General features: G+C 36.8%; 17 protein-coding genes. 7 read left to right on the forward strand and 10 right to left on the reverse strand.

Annotated features, from left to right (window positions below):
- Positions 1 to 56: 56 nt before the first annotated feature.
- Positions 57 to 992: a heme o synthase gene (cyoE, locus tag MUN88_RS18340; protein WP_244717852.1), complete on the reverse strand. Its 936-nt coding sequence runs from the start codon at positions 990 to 992 to the stop codon at positions 57 to 59.
- Between the two features lie 384 nt (positions 993 to 1,376).
- Between cyoE and MUN88_RS18345 the strand changes: the two genes are divergently transcribed.
- Positions 1,377 to 2,258 (forward strand): COX15/CtaA family protein, encoded by an 882-nt coding sequence (locus MUN88_RS18345; protein ID WP_244717855.1) that lies wholly within the window; start codon positions 1,377 to 1,379, stop codon positions 2,256 to 2,258.
- A 967-nt stretch (positions 2,259 to 3,225) separates the two neighbouring features.
- Here the strand turns inward: MUN88_RS18345 and ftsW are convergent.
- A complete protein-coding gene (ftsW, locus tag MUN88_RS18350) occupies positions 3,226 to 4,416 on the reverse strand; it encodes a putative lipid II flippase FtsW (RefSeq protein WP_244717858.1) in 1,191 nt (396 codons plus the stop codon).
- Positions 4,417 to 4,555: 139 nt separating this feature from the next.
- Complete coding sequence (locus tag MUN88_RS18355) at positions 4,556 to 4,846, reverse strand: Fpa/YlaN family protein (protein WP_369809899.1); 291 nt, start codon at positions 4,844 to 4,846, stop codon at positions 4,556 to 4,558.
- Between the two features lie 293 nt (positions 4,847 to 5,139).
- Between MUN88_RS18355 and MUN88_RS18360 the strand changes: the two genes are divergently transcribed.
- Together MUN88_RS18360 and MUN88_RS18365 are read left to right on the forward strand one after the other, a co-directional pair.
- Positions 5,140 to 5,592 carry a hypothetical protein gene (locus MUN88_RS18360; RefSeq protein ID WP_244717860.1) on the forward strand — a complete coding sequence of 151 codons (453 nt, stop codon included), beginning with the start codon at positions 5,140 to 5,142 and terminating at the stop codon, positions 5,590 to 5,592.
- 209 nt (positions 5,593 to 5,801) lie between these two features.
- Positions 5,802 to 6,395: a YhcN/YlaJ family sporulation lipoprotein gene (locus MUN88_RS18365; protein WP_244717863.1), complete on the forward strand. Its 594-nt coding sequence runs from the start codon at positions 5,802 to 5,804 to the stop codon at positions 6,393 to 6,395.
- A 75-nt stretch (positions 6,396 to 6,470) separates the two neighbouring features.
- Here the strand turns inward: MUN88_RS18365 and MUN88_RS18370 are convergent, their stop codons facing one another.
- A complete protein-coding gene (locus MUN88_RS18370; protein WP_244717865.1) occupies positions 6,471 to 6,728 on the reverse strand; it encodes a YbyB family protein in 258 nt (85 codons plus the stop codon).
- A gap of 140 nt (positions 6,729 to 6,868) precedes the next feature.
- On the opposite strand from MUN88_RS18370, the gene MUN88_RS18375 reads away from it, so the two are divergent.
- A complete protein-coding gene (locus MUN88_RS18375) occupies positions 6,869 to 7,075 on the forward strand; it encodes a YlaI family protein (RefSeq protein WP_244717868.1) in 207 nt (68 codons plus the stop codon).
- Positions 7,076 to 7,199: 124 nt separating this feature from the next.
- Here MUN88_RS18375 and MUN88_RS18380 read toward each other — a convergent pair whose 3' ends face one another.
- The gene (locus tag MUN88_RS18380) at positions 7,200 to 7,583 is read right to left on the reverse strand and encodes a YlaH-like family protein (RefSeq protein WP_244717871.1); all 384 of its coding nucleotides are present in this window, start codon (positions 7,581 to 7,583) and stop codon (positions 7,200 to 7,202) included.
- Between the two features lie 119 nt (positions 7,584 to 7,702).
- Here MUN88_RS18380 and MUN88_RS18385 point away from each other — a divergent pair, with 119 nt between their 5' ends.
- Positions 7,703 to 7,873, forward strand: a complete 171-nt coding sequence (locus MUN88_RS18385; protein ID WP_244717875.1) for a DUF5325 family protein — start codon at positions 7,703 to 7,705, stop codon at positions 7,871 to 7,873.
- 31 nt (positions 7,874 to 7,904) lie between these two features.
- On the opposite strand, the gene MUN88_RS18390 is transcribed toward MUN88_RS18385, so the two are convergent.
- Positions 7,905 to 8,708: an inositol monophosphatase family protein gene (locus MUN88_RS18390; protein WP_244717878.1), complete on the reverse strand. Its 804-nt coding sequence runs from the start codon at positions 8,706 to 8,708 to the stop codon at positions 7,905 to 7,907.
- Positions 8,709 to 8,850: 142 nt separating this feature from the next.
- Here MUN88_RS18390 and MUN88_RS18395 point away from each other — a divergent pair, with 142 nt between their 5' ends.
- Positions 8,851 to 9,471, forward strand: a complete 621-nt coding sequence (locus MUN88_RS18395) for a YktB family protein (RefSeq protein WP_244717880.1) — start codon at positions 8,851 to 8,853, stop codon at positions 9,469 to 9,471.
- Between the two features lie 45 nt (positions 9,472 to 9,516).
- Here the strand turns inward: MUN88_RS18395 and MUN88_RS18400 are convergent, their stop codons facing one another.
- Positions 9,517 to 9,786 carry a UPF0223 family protein gene (locus tag MUN88_RS18400; RefSeq protein ID WP_244717883.1) on the reverse strand — a complete coding sequence of 90 codons (270 nt, stop codon included), beginning with the start codon at positions 9,784 to 9,786 and terminating at the stop codon, positions 9,517 to 9,519.
- Between the two features lie 145 nt (positions 9,787 to 9,931).
- On the opposite strand from MUN88_RS18400, the gene MUN88_RS18405 reads away from it, so the two are divergent.
- The gene (locus tag MUN88_RS18405; RefSeq protein WP_244724611.1) at positions 9,932 to 11,401 is read left to right on the forward strand and encodes an aminotransferase class I/II-fold pyridoxal phosphate-dependent enzyme; all 1,470 of its coding nucleotides are present in this window, start codon (positions 9,932 to 9,934) and stop codon (positions 11,399 to 11,401) included.
- 833 nt (positions 11,402 to 12,234) lie between these two features.
- Here the strand turns inward: MUN88_RS18405 and MUN88_RS18410 are convergent.
- The 3 genes from MUN88_RS18410 to MUN88_RS18420 form a co-directional block, all read right to left on the reverse strand.
- Complete coding sequence (locus tag MUN88_RS18410) at positions 12,235 to 13,170, reverse strand: polysaccharide deacetylase family protein (RefSeq protein ID WP_244717886.1); 936 nt, start codon at positions 13,168 to 13,170, stop codon at positions 12,235 to 12,237.
- 1,215 nt (positions 13,171 to 14,385) lie between these two features.
- A complete protein-coding gene (lpdA, locus tag MUN88_RS18415) occupies positions 14,386 to 15,795 on the reverse strand; it encodes a dihydrolipoyl dehydrogenase (RefSeq protein WP_244717889.1) in 1,410 nt (469 codons plus the stop codon).
- 3 nt (positions 15,796 to 15,798) lie between these two features.
- Positions 15,799 to 17,088: a dihydrolipoamide acetyltransferase family protein gene (locus tag MUN88_RS18420; RefSeq protein ID WP_244717892.1), complete on the reverse strand. Its 1,290-nt coding sequence runs from the start codon at positions 17,086 to 17,088 to the stop codon at positions 15,799 to 15,801.
- Between the last annotated feature and the right edge of the window lie 26 nt (positions 17,089 to 17,114).

Genomic DNA, 17,114 nt, shown 5'->3' on the forward strand with positions numbered 1-17,114 from the left:
TATATTATTTAGAAAAACTTGAAAAATTTCAAGTTAGACTGACAATTTTTTCTTCATTATAACAAATTACTTGGAAAAGTTATAATAATCATCGAAAGAAATACAATAGTCAAATATATTAGTGAATAGATAAACATTTGATTTGACCATTTTTTGTCATCTTTCACAAATAACCCTTTTATCGATAGGGCCAGCCATCCGACATTTAATAGCGTTGCTAAAATAACAAAAATTAATCCTATTTCGTGTAATAAAAATGGGATAGGCAATAAGCAGATAATATAAACAAGCATTTGGCGTTTTGTTATATTCACACCATAAACAACGGGTAACATCGGAATGTTCGCGTTGCGATAATCATCCACTTTTTTCATTGCAATGGCCAGAAAGTGCGGTGTCTGCCAGATAAATATTAACAAGAATAAAATCCAAGCTACACCGTGGAGGTCAGGATCAACAGCAGACCAGCCGATTAACGGGGGAACAGCCCCTGATAGGCTTCCAATTGCAGTGTTAATAGTATATTTCCGTTTTGACCAGAGCGTATACAACACGACGTAACTAAACCAGCCAATAAAACCAAAAATTGCGGTTTGAACAGACGCAAGAGATAAAATTAATATACCGATTACAGATAGCGCTACCCCAATAATCAAAACGTGTGTTATGTATATCGTCCCTGTTACGGTTGGCCTTTCTCTCGTTCGTTTCATTATTTGATCAATATCCCGATCATAATAATTATTGATTACACACCCGCCAGCTATGACAAAAGCAGTCCCTATAAGAGTTACTAATAAGAGATGCCAATAATTTAAAAAGGAGGTATTGGTATAATATAAGGCTAACCAAAAACCTGCAAAAGCAGTCATTGTATTCGAGTTAATGATACCGACTTTCATTACTGATTTAAGTTCGGACCATTTATACCAATACTCATTCGTCTGTGAAGATAAAATCGATTCCTGCGTTGTAAATTCCATTTTATCCATCTATCGTTGCACCCTCCTTTCTAACTTTTCAAATTTTGCATAACGCGAAGTTTACTGGTTTTATAACCAAGTAAATACAATTTTTTATCAAACAATGATATTGTACCATGTATTTGCATGCTTCGCTATTTAAGTTCCAGAATGATTTAAAAATGTGACATTTTTGTGAACGTTTTATGCAAAATCAAACTTATCGACACGAAACTATATTAATTTGTTATAATAGACAAGATTTTGATTTGGAATCAAACCAACATCCACCCTATTTATTTCTAGCATAATACATAATTATTTTGCAAGCGTTTTTCGGGAAAACTTGAAAAAACATTCATGCTATTTTTAAATAGAATGGAAACTTCTATGGGTAGACGAGGTGTACGAAATATGAAATTTTTAAAAGTGTTATCGATCCTTTCCACTTTAGTCATGATATTCGTGTTAATTGGTGGAGCATTAGTAACAAAGACTGGGTCAGGAATGGGCTGTGGCGCCAATTGGCCCTTCTGTTATGGTGATTGGTCCTTGGAAATGTTTATTGAATTGAGTCATAGGGTTGTCTCTGCTGGTGCCGGATTACTCGTATTGTTATTATCTATTTTATCTTGGCGTAAAATTGGTCACATTCGCGAAACAAAATTTTTAGCCTTTGTATCGATATTCTTCCTAGTTCTTCAAGGCTTAATTGGAGCGGCAGCTGTAGTATGGTCACAATCTGATTTTGTATTAGCTCTCCATTTCGGAATATCACTCATTTCATTTGCAGCAGTATTATTATTAACACTGCTTATCTTTGAAATTGATCATAAATTCGATGCTGACTCCCTTATGATAAGTGCTAAATATCGCAAACAGTTTTTCTGGTTAGCTCTTTACTTAATGTTCGTTGTTTATTCAGGGGCATTAGTGAGACATATCGATTCCAGTCTTGCCTGCCCGGACTGGCCGATGTGTGTAAATAACCAGCCTTTCAACTTTGATTTTCATTTGGGACAATGGGTGCAAATGGGGCATCGCTTACTTGCTGGTGTAGCTTTTATTTGGACTTGGATTCTGTTATTTAACATTATACGTGATTACCCATCAAGCCGTGTTATGTATAATGGCTGGATGATTAATACGATCCTGGTTACAATCCAAGTGTTGCTCGGTGCATTAATTATTTTCACTGTAGGAAATCTCTTCGTCGCCTTATTACACGCATTAGTACTTAGCTTATATTTCGGTATACTATGTTATTTCTTACTATTATCGTACCGAAGCTTATAGAATATACCAAGAACCGGGCTGTGTTCATTCATGCCCGTTTTTGTTATGTGATAAAATAATTTTCTTTTCATTGCCTAAATGTATATCTTGTGTAAATGTAATGGAGTGAATTTGCTTAGCAAAGCTAGTTAAAATAAACATAAAGAAGTTGAAGCAAACTGCGAAGTAATGACCATTCAGCTATATATAATGTGAAGATTTTCCAAGAGATCATTTTGACATGGTTTGTGTGCTAAAATATCGCTCCGGACATCCACTCCGCGTCCTGTGGGGCACGGGAGTCTCCGTGGTTTGCCTGCGCTAAGGTACTTGCTCTACAATTGAGGAAAGAGGTAGTATATTAGCTATTTCATTCGTTGTGGAACTTTGACTTAAGCGTATGAAATATACAGAGACTCTCCCCACTATTGTTAGTGTTTTGAATATAGGAACATCTTACAATGTATATCATTCATTAAAAAAGGTAGCTACTCCAGGCACTCTTTTCTATTGCTAGTCATACTGGGATTAAGAGATTTTAATTACCTGCAGTTAAAGCATTTTTTAAATGAAGTATAGACAAATATGGATACCGCTCAAAATGCTACCTCTTACATCAGTTGTAAAATATTAATATTAGCGTAGGCCAACCACGTAGACTCCCGCGGGATTGTGCAGGTGCTGAAGATCCACTTTGTGAAGCGATCTTCTTTACAAAGTTAGTTTCAGCCGTTGCCCCGCAGGACGCGAAGTGGTTGGCCGGAGCGGAATTTAAGCACAGTATATATGTCAATATGATCTCAAAGCTGATCATCACGTTCATTTTTCACGGTTATATACGAAGTTACTTCATAGTTTATAGATACTGCGCAAGAAAAAAACGAACATTGCACGAATCTTAATTGATAAGAATTCGTGTCATGTTCGGCTTGGCTTTGGCTAAAAATTTTATATCCCAGCTTCTTTGTAATAGAAGTTTCATCCCTATTCAGGATGAGAAATTTCTTCTAAATCTTTTGGTTACTGGACTTGTTTTCGTTTCTTCATTTTCTGTTAAGACGGTTTCCTCATTAAAACGCTGATAATTAACATGACGGGCAATATTATTTAATATTCCCATTGAAAATAGTAATACCAGCAACGAAGAGCCACCATAACTAACAAATGGCAATGTAACACCTGTAATTGGTAATAAACCAGAAATAGCACCTAAATTAATACAAGCCTGAATACCAACCATTGAAGAAATTCCTATGGCTAACAAACTGCCAAATGGATTCTCGCATTTTTTTGCGATGAATAGCCCTCTTAAGACGATAACACTGATCATAGCTAGTACAAACAGGACACCAAATGCACCTAGCTCTTCTGCAATAACCGCCATAATAAAATCACTTTCTGCCTGGGTTAGGTAGCCAAGCTTCTGAATGCCTTGTCCAATTCCCAGGCCAGAAACTCCACCTGTACCGATTGCTATGTAGGATTGTATCAGTTGGTAACCACTGTCTTCAGGATCTTCAAATGGTTGATAAGCACCCGTGAAACGTGAGATTTTTTCATCCGTTGACATTTGTACACCTACTGCTACTAATACTAGCAAACCAATGAGCATCAGCAATGACAAATGCTTGAATTTAATACCAGAACTGAATATGATCGTGCACGCAATAGCAAAAACAATCGCTGCAGTCCCTACATCCGGCTGCATAATAATTAATCCTAGTAACGCACAAGTAATCACTAGAGGAGGTAATACCCCTTTAAAAAAATCACCGATATAAGCTAATTTTTTTGTGTAAATAGATGATAAATAGATGATCAAGCCTATTTTTACAAATTCAGCGGGCTGAATGGAAAAAGGTCCGATTTTAATCCACGACTGGGATGAGTTAAGCGTAACCCCCATAAATTCGACAGCAAGTAATGACAGAAACATAATCAGAACAATCCATTTGGAAAGCTTCTGATAAAATGTATACTTAAAATAGCTGGCAAATACAAATACTACCAAACCCAGAACGAGCCATATCCCTTGTTTTAGTGCCATATAATATGCTGGCTCATCCTTCATAACAGACGTGACCATACTTGCACTGTAAATCATTACAATACCAAAACAGGCCAATACAATTGGCGAAATCATTAATAGAAAATCAAAAGTTTTCTTTTTTTGTGTCATAAACAGATACCTCGGAATCTAGTATATTGTTCAAACCTTATTCTATCATACTATCACTTATATTTAATATAGGACATTATAAATAGGATAAGCAAGCTAAAAAACAAAAACCTTGCCTATGATGGGGCAAAGTTTTCAGTTATCGTCTATAATGTTGTTGTGATGCCTCATGGAGTACATTCAGTTGCTTTTCCAAATTATCTAAAAGCGCTTTACCATCCTCTTCCCTGATCAGTTCCAAACGGACAGCGAAATCTATTTCTTTTGATAAACCAAACATTTGTGTATCTAGTACTTCTTCATATAAAGGGCATTGTGGCATTGTTAAGTTATCTATTTGAACTTTTATTAATTGTAATATTTTATCTGCGTCAGCCTTCAAAATCGCATAAGCTTGCTCTTCTTTACTTACAGCCACTTCAGGTATCAACTAAAATCCCCTCCGTATTCATACTTCTATTAGTAATAATACCTTGATCATAGCAAAAATGCAAGATAGGACACTAGTCATCAAGGTTAATATAATGTATATGTACGACAAGATTAATATTATATAAGATTTGTTAAAGCAGCCATCCATTTCACTAATGAACAGTCGAAATATTATTCAATTGTTCATCCTGTTGTGTAAAGATATTCCCGGGTTAGCACCCTGATAAATGCATTTTCCTCGATTGTCTGCTATCCTTAATAGTAACGCAACAATGAATGAGGTGAGAGTTAGTGATTATACAAATTAAAGGAAAAGTAAAGTACCCGATAACGTTAGATCCAAGTGTCTGGATTTTTGACGACAGAAAAGTGAAATTAGAGGATGCGTTCTCAGAGACTTCCAAGGAAAAAAATACGGAAGAATCCGGAAGTAAATTAAATAAGCCTCCAGTAAATCACAGTGTAAAAAAATATAACAAAAAAGAATTATTGGCTTATTCATATGTAATGCCGATCCGTGAATTTGCGGAAAATGCCGAAATAAATGAAAGCGCAACGCAAGTAAACATTGTGACAGCGGAGGATACATATTCCATTTCTGTTGAAACTTTATTAGCTTCATTTTTATTATTTTCTATTGATGGCAGACAAATTAAAGAAGATGGTCCCGCTCATCTGTATTTTGGGGATGGATCCAATCAGGAAAACCCTGTGAAAGCCATTAAAACAATCGAATTTGTGTAAAATCACAAAGATTTATTGCTGTATTTTTTATAATAAAATGAGCACACCCACATATTAGATCATGCTACTGGTTGACCCCAACGAAACAGTGCGTTCGGTAGCTTTGCACCCAGATAGCTGTAATAGAAAATCTTTCTAACCCTTCTTTTTCTCATGAGTATATTTTTTAAAAATAGACGAAAAATATACATAGGAAAAGGAGGGTTTTAATGATGAAATATCTGATTTTTTTCTGTTTAAGCCTTATTTTATTTGGCTGTCAACAGGATGTACAGGAAAATGATTTAGCACAAAACACGGATGATGATCTTGGTGCTGTTCAAGTTAAAAACTCTGATCCAACACCGAGTGATGATATGGATAATCAGGAAAAAGCTCAATATTTAGCTAACGTAGCGAGCCAAGTTCCAAATGTCAATGATGCGACTGCCTTGATAACCAATCGTGGCGTGATTGTGAGTATTGATGTAAATGAAGATCTGGATCGTTCTCGAGTCGGTACCATCAAATATGCCGTTCTCGAAGCATTAGAACATGATCCGTACGGCAGAAAGGCTATTATCATCGCAGATGCAGACGTATTTAAGCGACTGCAGGCGATGGGAGAAAAAATACAGGAAGGTCATCCTATTGAAGCATTTACCGAAGAGATCGCGAATATTACCGGTCGCTGGATGCCTGAACTACCATTAAACGAAAAACAAACAAAAAACATCGATCAAAACAAACAGATTATGGAAGACCAGGAAAAAGAAGATCTTGAAGAAATTAATGATGAGCAATCCAATCATCAGAAGGATTAATATGTACATGTAAAGAAGGACAAAACACCCTGCACCTAAAGTACAGGGTGTTTCCTTTATTTATGATCATTCACCTTATTGTTTTACTTTATTATAATAATCGACTCCAAATTGAGACCCTTCTGCAACCATATCTGCATTTTCTAATTGGTCTTTACCGGGATCACCAGCTTCCTCTATCGGTAAATCTGTATTCTCTGTGTTCAAATAATCCTTCATATCTGACCATTTATCCATGAGCATCGACCGCTTATTCTTATCCATTAACATATAAGAAATAGTAGCTACTCCCGCTGCTGCACCAACCATTCCGATCATATTTCGTTTTTGCATCAGTATCATCCTTTCGTGTATTCTTACTATAACTATACCCTTAGTATCACCAGCCAAACATTTAATATGACCTATGGTAAATACCAAAATTATGTTACACTTATATTAATGATGGTATTTCAACACTTAGAGGTGAGACAATGCGAGTAAAATGTGTCATTTGTGATAAAATTAATAAAATAGATAACGATAGCCCACAAGCAAAAAAACTGCGCAATCGCTTGATCCACACGTACTTATGTCCTGAGTGTGATAAACGAATCGAAGAGAAAACAATCAAGCGACATAAAACGGGTAATTTTAAACTATATCGAAAAAAAGAAGTACAAGACCAATATTTATCCTAAATATCTAGGAGAAAAACTCGGCATTTTAGAATAACCCTTACTCAACTCGAGCATGGTTATTCTGCAATTCTTTTATATGACTGTGATTAAATGCTTCCTTTACTAAAAAAAGCTGAACAATTGCTCATTGTTCAGCTTTTTTTTGATTATTATGTTTTCGTTCCTGAAACAACCTTAATCGGTAAACCCCCATGACGACAGCTATGATAAATAAACTTTCAGCCAATGGTAAGTTTAAACCAAAAATCAAAGTTAAAAAGAACATCCCAACAAATAATAAAATATAGATAATGAATGATTGGAGAGGCGATAATTTTTTTGCAAAGCCAAATTTGTAAGCTAATATGGCTAGCACTACTATGGTTAAATATAAAAAGAAAAAACCTCTGATTAAGCTAGCCATCTCTGTTTCATTTGCTATATTAACCTGGCCACCCAGATCCTTCATGAAAAAATCAGCTACTGGCCATAAATTATTCGGTACCTCTATTACAGTTCCTGATTGCATATGTAACCTCCATACTATACATTCAAACAAATCTATTATACTTTAAACGACAGATAAATACAATTTCATAAAAAATTATGATATGCTATTTATAGAGATAATTCAATTGAGGTGACATTATGAAATTCCAGCTATCTAAATTTTTACTAGCATTAACAGTAATCTTGTGCTTCTCTGCTGCTGGTGTCGGCATCGCTTTACGAAATGTTTGGTTTATACTCATTGCCCTATTAGCAGGATTTGCAGTGATGGGGTTTGGTATATCCTTAAAAAAAAGAGAAGCAAGTTAACATACTAGCATGATGCACTGCTAGTATGTTTTTATTTCAATTCGATATAATCAGAAAATAACCGTTCTGTAATCTGATTATTACATGTAAGAATCGTGTTTTTCTCCAACAAATTTACCGGTTGTTGATTCGCTTGCATAGTGACACCGCCAACTTCTTCTACAAGAATCATACCCGCAGCAAAATCCCAAGGTGCCAGGCGCATTGTTAAGTAAGCATCTATAATCCCTTCCGCTACAAAGGCGAATTCTAATGCAGCAGAACCATAAGACCTTGCCCCTCTGCTATCAAGAACTAACTGCTGCACCTTTTCTTCATTAATCCGTTGATTTTTACAAGCTAATGAGCTATTCATAGCTATAATACTCGTCTCAAGTGTGACTTTCTCGTTTAAAGACGGCAACTGCTGATCGTTCTTAAATGCCCCCTCTCCTCTCTTCGCACTATATAACACGTCTTCCATAACATTATAAATGAGACCAATTTCACCGACACCTTCAAAGAAAATTCCAATTGAAATTGCAAAATTCCGTTTTTGATGGACAAAATTCATCGTCCCATCAATTGGATCAATAATCCATATTGTTCCATCTAAATTTTCTACTTTGTCACCATACCCTTCTTCCCCAACAATTTTATGATCCGGGTATGTATGACGGATCTGTTGCGCAAAATATTGTTCAGTGGAACGATCCACTTCTGTAACCAAGTCATTTGCGTTTGATTTTGTATCAATTTGATAATGATCATCTATTTGATCGCGTATAGAAGCACCTGCTTCATAAATCCATTTTGTGGCATATTCGAATATTTCTTGTCGAAGGGCTGTATCCATAAGCCATCCTCCATTCCCAATAATGTACTTCCTATTTTAGCAAATTTTCTGTGTATTTAAAAACCTAGTGTATTCCTTTGCAATTACATAATAATTAGTATAAAATAATAATGATAATAATTTGATTGGAAAGGTGAAAATAATGACGTTCCGTGGATTTAGCAAAAATGATTTTGCAACATTTCAATTAGAAGGTCTTGACGAAAGAATGGAAGCGATCCAAGACCATATTCAGCCAAAGTTCAGAGACATTTACGAAGCAATAGAAGGAGATTTAAAAGCGTTAGCAGGGCATGACATGCACCTTCATATTGCCAGACATGCAAGGCGAACCGTCAATCCTCCAAAAGACACATGGTCAGCGTACTGTCATGATAAAAGAGGATATAAGAAACATCCACATTTTCAAGTAGGATTATGGGATGATCATGTTTTTATCTGGTTAGCATTTATTTATGAATTACCACATAAACAACAGATTGCTGAGAAATTTTTGAAAGAGCTAGAGGATATCGAAAATACGGTACCAGAGTATTTTGATATTTCACTGGATCATATGAAGAACAAATCAAGCAAACTAAGTGAGGTTAATTTACAAGACGGTTTAGAGCGATTTAAAAAAGTAAAAAAAAGTGAATGTCTTATCGGAAGATGTATTGATGCTGACGATCCATTACTTCAGGATGCTGATGGATTTATTGAGACGGTTCGAGATACCATAAGTACTCTTGCACCACTTTATCGCTCGTCAATGAATGTATAGAGAAAGCGGAACCCCTCTGTGCACCTGCGCTCGAGGGGTTTCTGTTCACATTTTAATCGTGTCTTGATTACCAAGATCTTTCGCCTTTTTAATGACACGAAATGGTGTATATCCTGACTGCTTTTCAAATTGTTTATCTAGTTGTTTTTCTTCACTTTTTGATGGAACAATTTCCTTGTAGCGATTATATGCAGCTACAAGATCTTGTTTAAGTACACCTTTTTCATATGCTTTTTCTATTAAAGAAAAGTAATTGACGACATCTACAATTTCCGCTGTCGTCCACGTTTCATCAATCGGATAACTGTAATTCATTACAAACACCTCTTTATAAGCTTCGTTCGTATTTTAACATGTACGTTAACGAAAGTATAGCTAAATAGCTAGCTATTCATCGTCTGATTTGCTATAATACCTTGTGCTTTTAATTTCAACCAGTAAAGGAGTTTCGATGACAGGCATGAATCAATCAGATACACCACTTTTTAGTGGATTAATACAACATACTAGAAAAAATCCAACTGCTTTTCATATTCCAGGTCATAAAGGTGGCAAAGGTATTGACCCTGAATTCCTAGAGTACATTGGTCACAATGCTTTAGCGATCGACCTGATTAATATAGAACCTTTAGACGATCTGCATCACCCTAAAGGAATGATAAAGGATGCACAAGATTTAGCGGCAGATGCCTTTGGTGCAGACCACACGTTTTTCTCTGTTCAAGGAACAAGTGGCGCGATTATGACAATGATCTTAAGTGTTTGTGAGCCTGGCGATAAAATTATTGTACCTAGAAATATTCACAAATCGGTAACTTCCGCATTGATTTTCTCAGGTGCGATTCCAATTTTTATCCATCCTGAAATCGACCATGAACTCGGTATTTCACACGGCATTACTCCAAACGCAGTTAATAAGGCATTGCATGCACATCCAGATGCAAAAGCAGTATTAGTTATTAATCCCACTTATTTCGGTATTTCTGCTGATCTTAAAGAAATTGTACGGATATCACATGAACATAACATACCTGTTCTCGTTGATGAAGCACATGGTGTGCACATTCATTTTCATGATAAGCTGCCACTTTCCGCCATGCAAGCAGGCGCTGATATGGCTGCTACTAGTGTTCATAAATTAGGTGGGTCCATGACGCAAAGCTCTGTCTTAAATGTAAGAGAAGGACTGATCAATCATGAAAGAGTACAAACTGTCATGTCCATGTTAACAACAACATCGACTTCATATATTTTGCTTGCCTCATTAGATGTCGCAAGAAAGAGGCTATATCAGCATGGCGAACAATTGTTACATGATGTCCTCCATTTAGCTGACATTACAAGAAACAGAATAAATCAAATGGAGAATCTTTATTGTCCTGGTGAAGAAATTTTGGGAACAGAGGCAACCTATGACTATGATCCAACCAAAATTATCATATCGGTTAAAGATCTAGGTATTACTGGTCACGATGCAGAAGTTTGGTTACGGGATCATTACAACATAGAAGTAGAACTATCGGACATGTACAATATTTTATGCATTTTAACTACGGCTGATACCGAAGAAGATATAGATTATTTGTTACAAGCTTTGTCTGCTTTAGCTAAGTCCTATCGACAGACTGCAAATCAGCGTGCAGTACATGTTTCGATCCCAGAAATTCCGCTGTTAGCCGTAAGTCCACGAGAAGCGTTTTATGCAGATTTTGAAATCATTACACTTGCTGATTCAGCAGGCAGAATAAGTGCAGAATCAATCATGATCTATCCACCGGGAATTCCAATTTTTATTCCAGGTGAAATTATTTCAGAAGACAATCTGCAATATATTTTTAAAAATGTTGCATCAGGGCTGCCTGTGCAAGGTTTGCAAGATGAAACCTTAGCTACCATTCGAGTATTAAAAGAACGCGTTGCATTTAAATAATACAAATGATGGTGAAAGGGATCTGTATGATGACAATGTAGTAATTTTGATGGTTATTATATGAGCAACGAAACTCCGCAAATATGCTTCGCGTTCTGTTGAGGCTTCTCAGCTAGTCTACTACTTGAATTAGCTTCCGAGCTGACTTGCGACGACTAAGCATACTTCGAAGCATTGCTAAAAGACACTGAAGCATCGCTGCGGATTTTTGGATAAGACTGCGTCAATTAATCCTACGCTTAAAGAAGTGCTACAACGCATGGAATTAGCTAAAAGCAGTGGTTCTAGGCATCATGCTGATTAATATCAAGTATTACCGTTCATAATGTTATCTCTTACTATAGTTGTAGAGCTTAAACATTAGCGTAGGCCAACCATGTAGACTCGAGGTCACTGAAAAACATATTACGGAAATTTATTCTCCCACTAATATAGCTATAAACAGGTTTAAAGTGGTTTCAATCCACCACTTTTATATGATATTTTGCATGAATTTTGGGATTCGATTTTCCTGTCGCAAATTTTTATGAACTTTTTCAGTGGCCTCTGTAGACTCCCGTGGGATCAGCACTAACAGAAGATCCACTACGTCTGCACCTGTGTCTACTAGTATCGCTTCGAAGAAAGCTTCCTCGGTGCAAGGCAGCAAAGAAGTAATTCGTAGAAGCATAGCTTCAGCAGTGCCCCACAGGACGCGAAGTGGTTGGCCGAAGCGGTGTCATACCACTAACAACATTTCAAAATGATATCAAAGCTAGTTTCCACATTCATGCTTTGCATATAAGAAAAAACGGTTCTGATCACTAGCTTTGCTGGTCAGAACCGTTTTAATGTTATTCTGGTAATTGAATTGTTTCTGGATCAGCCATTTCATATCCTTTGTCTCGTAAGCCTGTCACGATATCTTTTAACGCTGCCGTTGTCCAATCTCTATCGTGCATTAATAAAATAGCACCAGGTTTTAGCAAGGAATAATCAATACCTATTTCCGGTGCTTCACCAGACACCATCGCCTTCGTCAATTTTTCTTGATCCATGTATGGTTCAAAGTAATCGTAACCGTAAGTCCAATTCATTAATAACATACCTTGTTCTTTTACATATTGTTTGGCAAAATCCGTATTATCACCATGAGGAGCTCTAAAGAATTTAGGTTTTTCTCCAGTGATTTCTTCTACTAATTGGCTCAGTTCCAAAATTTCTGTTTTTTGCTTTTCTTCATTCACCACTGATAACTGTTGATGATTATATGTATGGTTCCCTATGGTAAATCCCATTTCATAGATTTGTTTTAAATCATCTTTACCTTCTTCAGATTCAAGAAAATGACCATTCACAAAAAAGACCGCGGGAGCATTCAATTCTTTTAAAGTTTTAGCCATTTTCACCGCATGTTCTTCTGGTGCATCATCGATCGTTAGTAACACCACTTTTTCATTAGTACCTTCTTTAAGCGGCTCTAAATTCCAGTTCTCTGTTACTTTATATAGTTTTTCCTTAGGCTGTTCTTCTTCCTTTTCTACTTCTTCAGTATTTTCACTTGAATCTCCCGAGTTGCTTCCGTTATCATCAGTATTTAGCTGGTTTGAGGTTTGTTCAGAATCATCTTCTGCCTCATCGTCGCCAGTGTTATCTGATTCATTCCCTGTCTCGATAGCTTGGTCCTCATTCTCTCCATTTCCATCATTTCCCTGATTTTGATCATCACCACAAGCGACGATAAATAAGAGCAAACCAAAAAGCAAAACTGTTATGTATTTTTTTAACACTTTTTGCTCCTCCTTTAACATAGTGATTGTCCACTCCTCTATTCTAACCCAAAAGACATCTGTGATTAAACCGAAAAGTTTCGTTTACCAAAAATAAGTAAAATAGTATGAGAAGATGATCCTCACTCTTTTATATATTTACATAACTAATTTAGTCGATCTGATATTCGAATATGCTTCATTGTTCACTATTACCAAAACACTTTGTATAGTAAAAAAACCCGGTTTAGCCCCACACGGTCTTAATAAACTAAAAACTATAGAGTTAGCTATAATACGGATTATGTCAGCCTAGTGATCATTTTAAAATGTTTTTAGTGCAAGGATATCTCTCCGGCCAACCACTTCGCATCCTGTGGGGCACGGGAGTCTACGTGGTTAGCCTACGCTAATGTTTAAGCTCTACAATTATTATAAGAGGTAACATTTTGAGCAGTATTATTTGATATTAATTATACATAATCTAGAACCACCGCTTTTTGCTATGCAAAAAAACATGTCAAAATTAACACATTGTCATACAGTTTCCTAATTATAAGAAAAACCGGGAAAGCCCACCCGGTCCTAACTAACAAAATAATATACAACTACCTATAATATGGATTATGTAAAGTAGAAATGTCTGACATTGTGGTAATTTTGATAGATTTCATCTGCTTTGCAAAGCTCCGGAAATATGCTCCGCGTCCTGTGGGGCACGGCTTCAGGTAACTTTGGAAAGAAAATTCTTTTCTTTTCAAAGTGGATCTTCAGCTCGCGCTGATCCCACGGGAGTCTCCGCATATTTCCTGCGCTTAAGGAAGTGCTACAACGTATAAAACAGCTAAAAGCGGTGTCCTAGGCATTATGTTTTGAAATGATATTGTGATATTTATCGATGTGCCCAATTTGCTAGCTCTTACAAAAGTTGTAGCGTATCTTTCACAGCGTAGGCCAACCACGTAGACTCGCGCGGGACGTGCAGGTTCTGAAGCTAACTTTGTTGAAGCGATCTTCTTCACAAAGTTAGCTTCAGCCGTGCCCCGCGAAGTGGTTGGCCGGAGCGGTATCATACCACTAAAAACATGTCAAAATGACTTCTAGGCTGGTTGACATAATCCATATTATAAGAACCCATCTTCATGTTCAGCATGATTACTTCTATGACTGTACTTATATACTTTCTTTACTGATAAAAAAAGAGCCTGCAAAAATTGCAGACTCTTTTCATTTTATTTATTTTGTAATATGGATTGGTGTACCCATTGCGACTTCCGCTGCTTCCATTGTAATTTCGCCTAATGTAGGGTGAGCATGGATTGTTAAAGCTAAATCTTCAACTGTCATACCTGCTTCGATTGCAAGACCAACTTCAGCAACCATGTCACTAGCATTTGGACCAGCAATTTGACCACCGATAATTAAGCCATCATTTTTGCGAGTGATTAGTTTAAGGAAACCTTCACCAGCGTTTAAGGAAAGTGCACGACCGTTAGCTGCGAACGGGAATTTAGAAGCTGCTACGTCATAACCTGCTTCTTTCGCTTCTTCCTCATTGTAACCTACTGTTGCTAATTCCGGATCAGAGAATACAACTGCTGGAATTGCAAGGTAGTCAATTACAGAATTTTCACCACCGATAACTTCTGCTGCAACTTTACCTTCATAAGAAGCTTTATGTGCAAGCGGAGGTCCAGCAACAATATCACCAATTGCAAAAATATTATCTACATTTGTACGACATTGATCATCGATATTGATTAAACCTTTGTCCGTCATTTCAATACCAACTTGCTCAAGACCTAATTCATCTGTATTTGGTTTACGACCAACTGTTACTAATACATAATCCGCGTCAACCGTTTCTTCTTTACCATTGGCTTCATATGATACTTTCACACCGTCTTTAGTTTCTTCTACACCTTTAGCCATTGCTTCAGTAACAATTGTAACACCTTTGCTTTTAAGCTTTTTCTTCACAAGGGCACTCATATTCTTTTCGAAACCACCAAGGATGTCTTTCAACCCTTCAAGAATTGTAACTTCTGTACCGAAGTTAGCATATGCTGTACCTAATTCCGTACCTACATATCCACCACCGATTACAACAAGCTTCTTAGGAATTTCTTTTAGATTAAGAGCACCTGTTGAATCAAGCACACGATCAGAATATTTGAAAGATGGTAACTCGATTGGACGAGAACCTGTTGCAATAATACAGTGCTTAAATGTATAAGTTTGAGAATTCTTGTCGTCCATTACTTTTACTGTATTTTTGTCTACAAAGTATACTTCACCTTGCACAAGATCAACTTTGTTTGCTTTTAATAAACCAGATACGCCTCCGGTTAATTTATTAACAACAGAGCCTTTCCATTCTTGTACTTTTGAGAAATCTACTGAAACATTTTCAGTTTTGATTCCTAACGTTTCATCACCATGTGCATGTTCTGCTTTGTGACTTGCTTCAATTAGGGCTTTTGAAGGAATACAGCCTACGTTTAAACATACGCCACCTACATTACCTTTTTCTACTACTGTAACTTTTTGACCTGTTTGAGCAGCACGGATTGCGGCAACATATCCACCAGGTCCTGCTCCAACTACAAGAGTATCTAATTCAACTGGAAAATCTCCAACTACCATTTATTACCCCTCCATCATAATTAATTGTGGGTCTGCTAAAAGACGTTTGATTTGATTCATTGCCATTTGAGCTGTAGCACCATCAACAATGCGGTGATCGAAGCTTAACGATAATGCAAGTACAGGCGCTACGACAATTTCACCATCACGCACAACTGGTTTTTCTGCAATACGACCAATACCTAGAATAGCTGCTTCCGGGTAATTAATTACTGGTGTGAACCATTGTCCACCAGCTGATCCGATATTAGAAATTGTACAAGATGCACCTTTCATTTCGTTCGGAGCAAGTTTTCCTTCTCTTGCTTTACCAGCTAATTCATTAATTTCACTAGAGATAGCGAAAATGGATTTAGCATCTGCATTTTTTACTACTGGTACTAATAGACCTTTTTCTGTATCTGCTGCAATACCGATATTGTAGTAATGCTTGTTGATGATTTCATCTGTTTCATCATCAATACATGCGTTTAGAATTGGATATTTGCTTAATGCAGAAACCAATGCCTTCACTACATATGGTAAATAAGTAAGTTTAACATCTTGTTCTGCTGCAATTGGTTTGAATTTCTTACGATGTGCAACCAATTCTGTTACATCAATTTCGTCATGTAATGTAACATGTGGCGCTTTATGCTTAGAATTAACCATAGCATTTGCAATTGCTTTACGAATTCCACTCATTTTCTCACGAGTTTCAGGGAATTCTCCTGCTGGAGCTGATGTTGTTTGAGAAGCTTGTGCTTCTTCTTTTGAATCTGCTGCTTCTTCTTGCGTATCAGCTTTTTGACCGCCATTTAGGAAGGCATCAATATCTTCCCTTAATACACGGTTATTTTTACCGGAGCCTTGGACTTCCGCAATATTCACATTATTATCACGAGCATATTTACGAACAGAAGGCATCGCAATAACGCGGTTGTTTTCATCCTTAGCTGCTGGCTTTTGTTTTGTTTCACTGTCTGAGCTAGTGCCTTTCTCTTCTTTTGGTTCTTCTTTAGGTGCTTCTTCCTTCTGTGAGTCATTATCGTCAGAAGCTCCATCATCTTCATAACCTTCTGCGTCGATGGTAATGATTGTTTCACCAACTGTCGCTACAGAGCCTTCATCAAAATGAACCTCTTTTACTGTTCCGTCAACTGGAGATGGAATTTCCACGACAGCTTTGTCATTTTGCACTTCACAAATAACGTCGTCTTCCTTAATTTCTTCTCCAGCTTTTACAAACCATTTTACAATTTCACCTTCATGGATACCTTCACCAATGTCAGGCAATTTAAATTCAAAAGCCATTCAAATGACCTCCCGTCTCGTAATAT

The sequence above is a fragment of the Gracilibacillus caseinilyticus genome, from assembly GCF_022919115.1.
GTDB lineage: Bacteria > Bacillota > Bacilli > Bacillales > Amphibacillaceae > Gracilibacillus > Gracilibacillus caseinilyticus.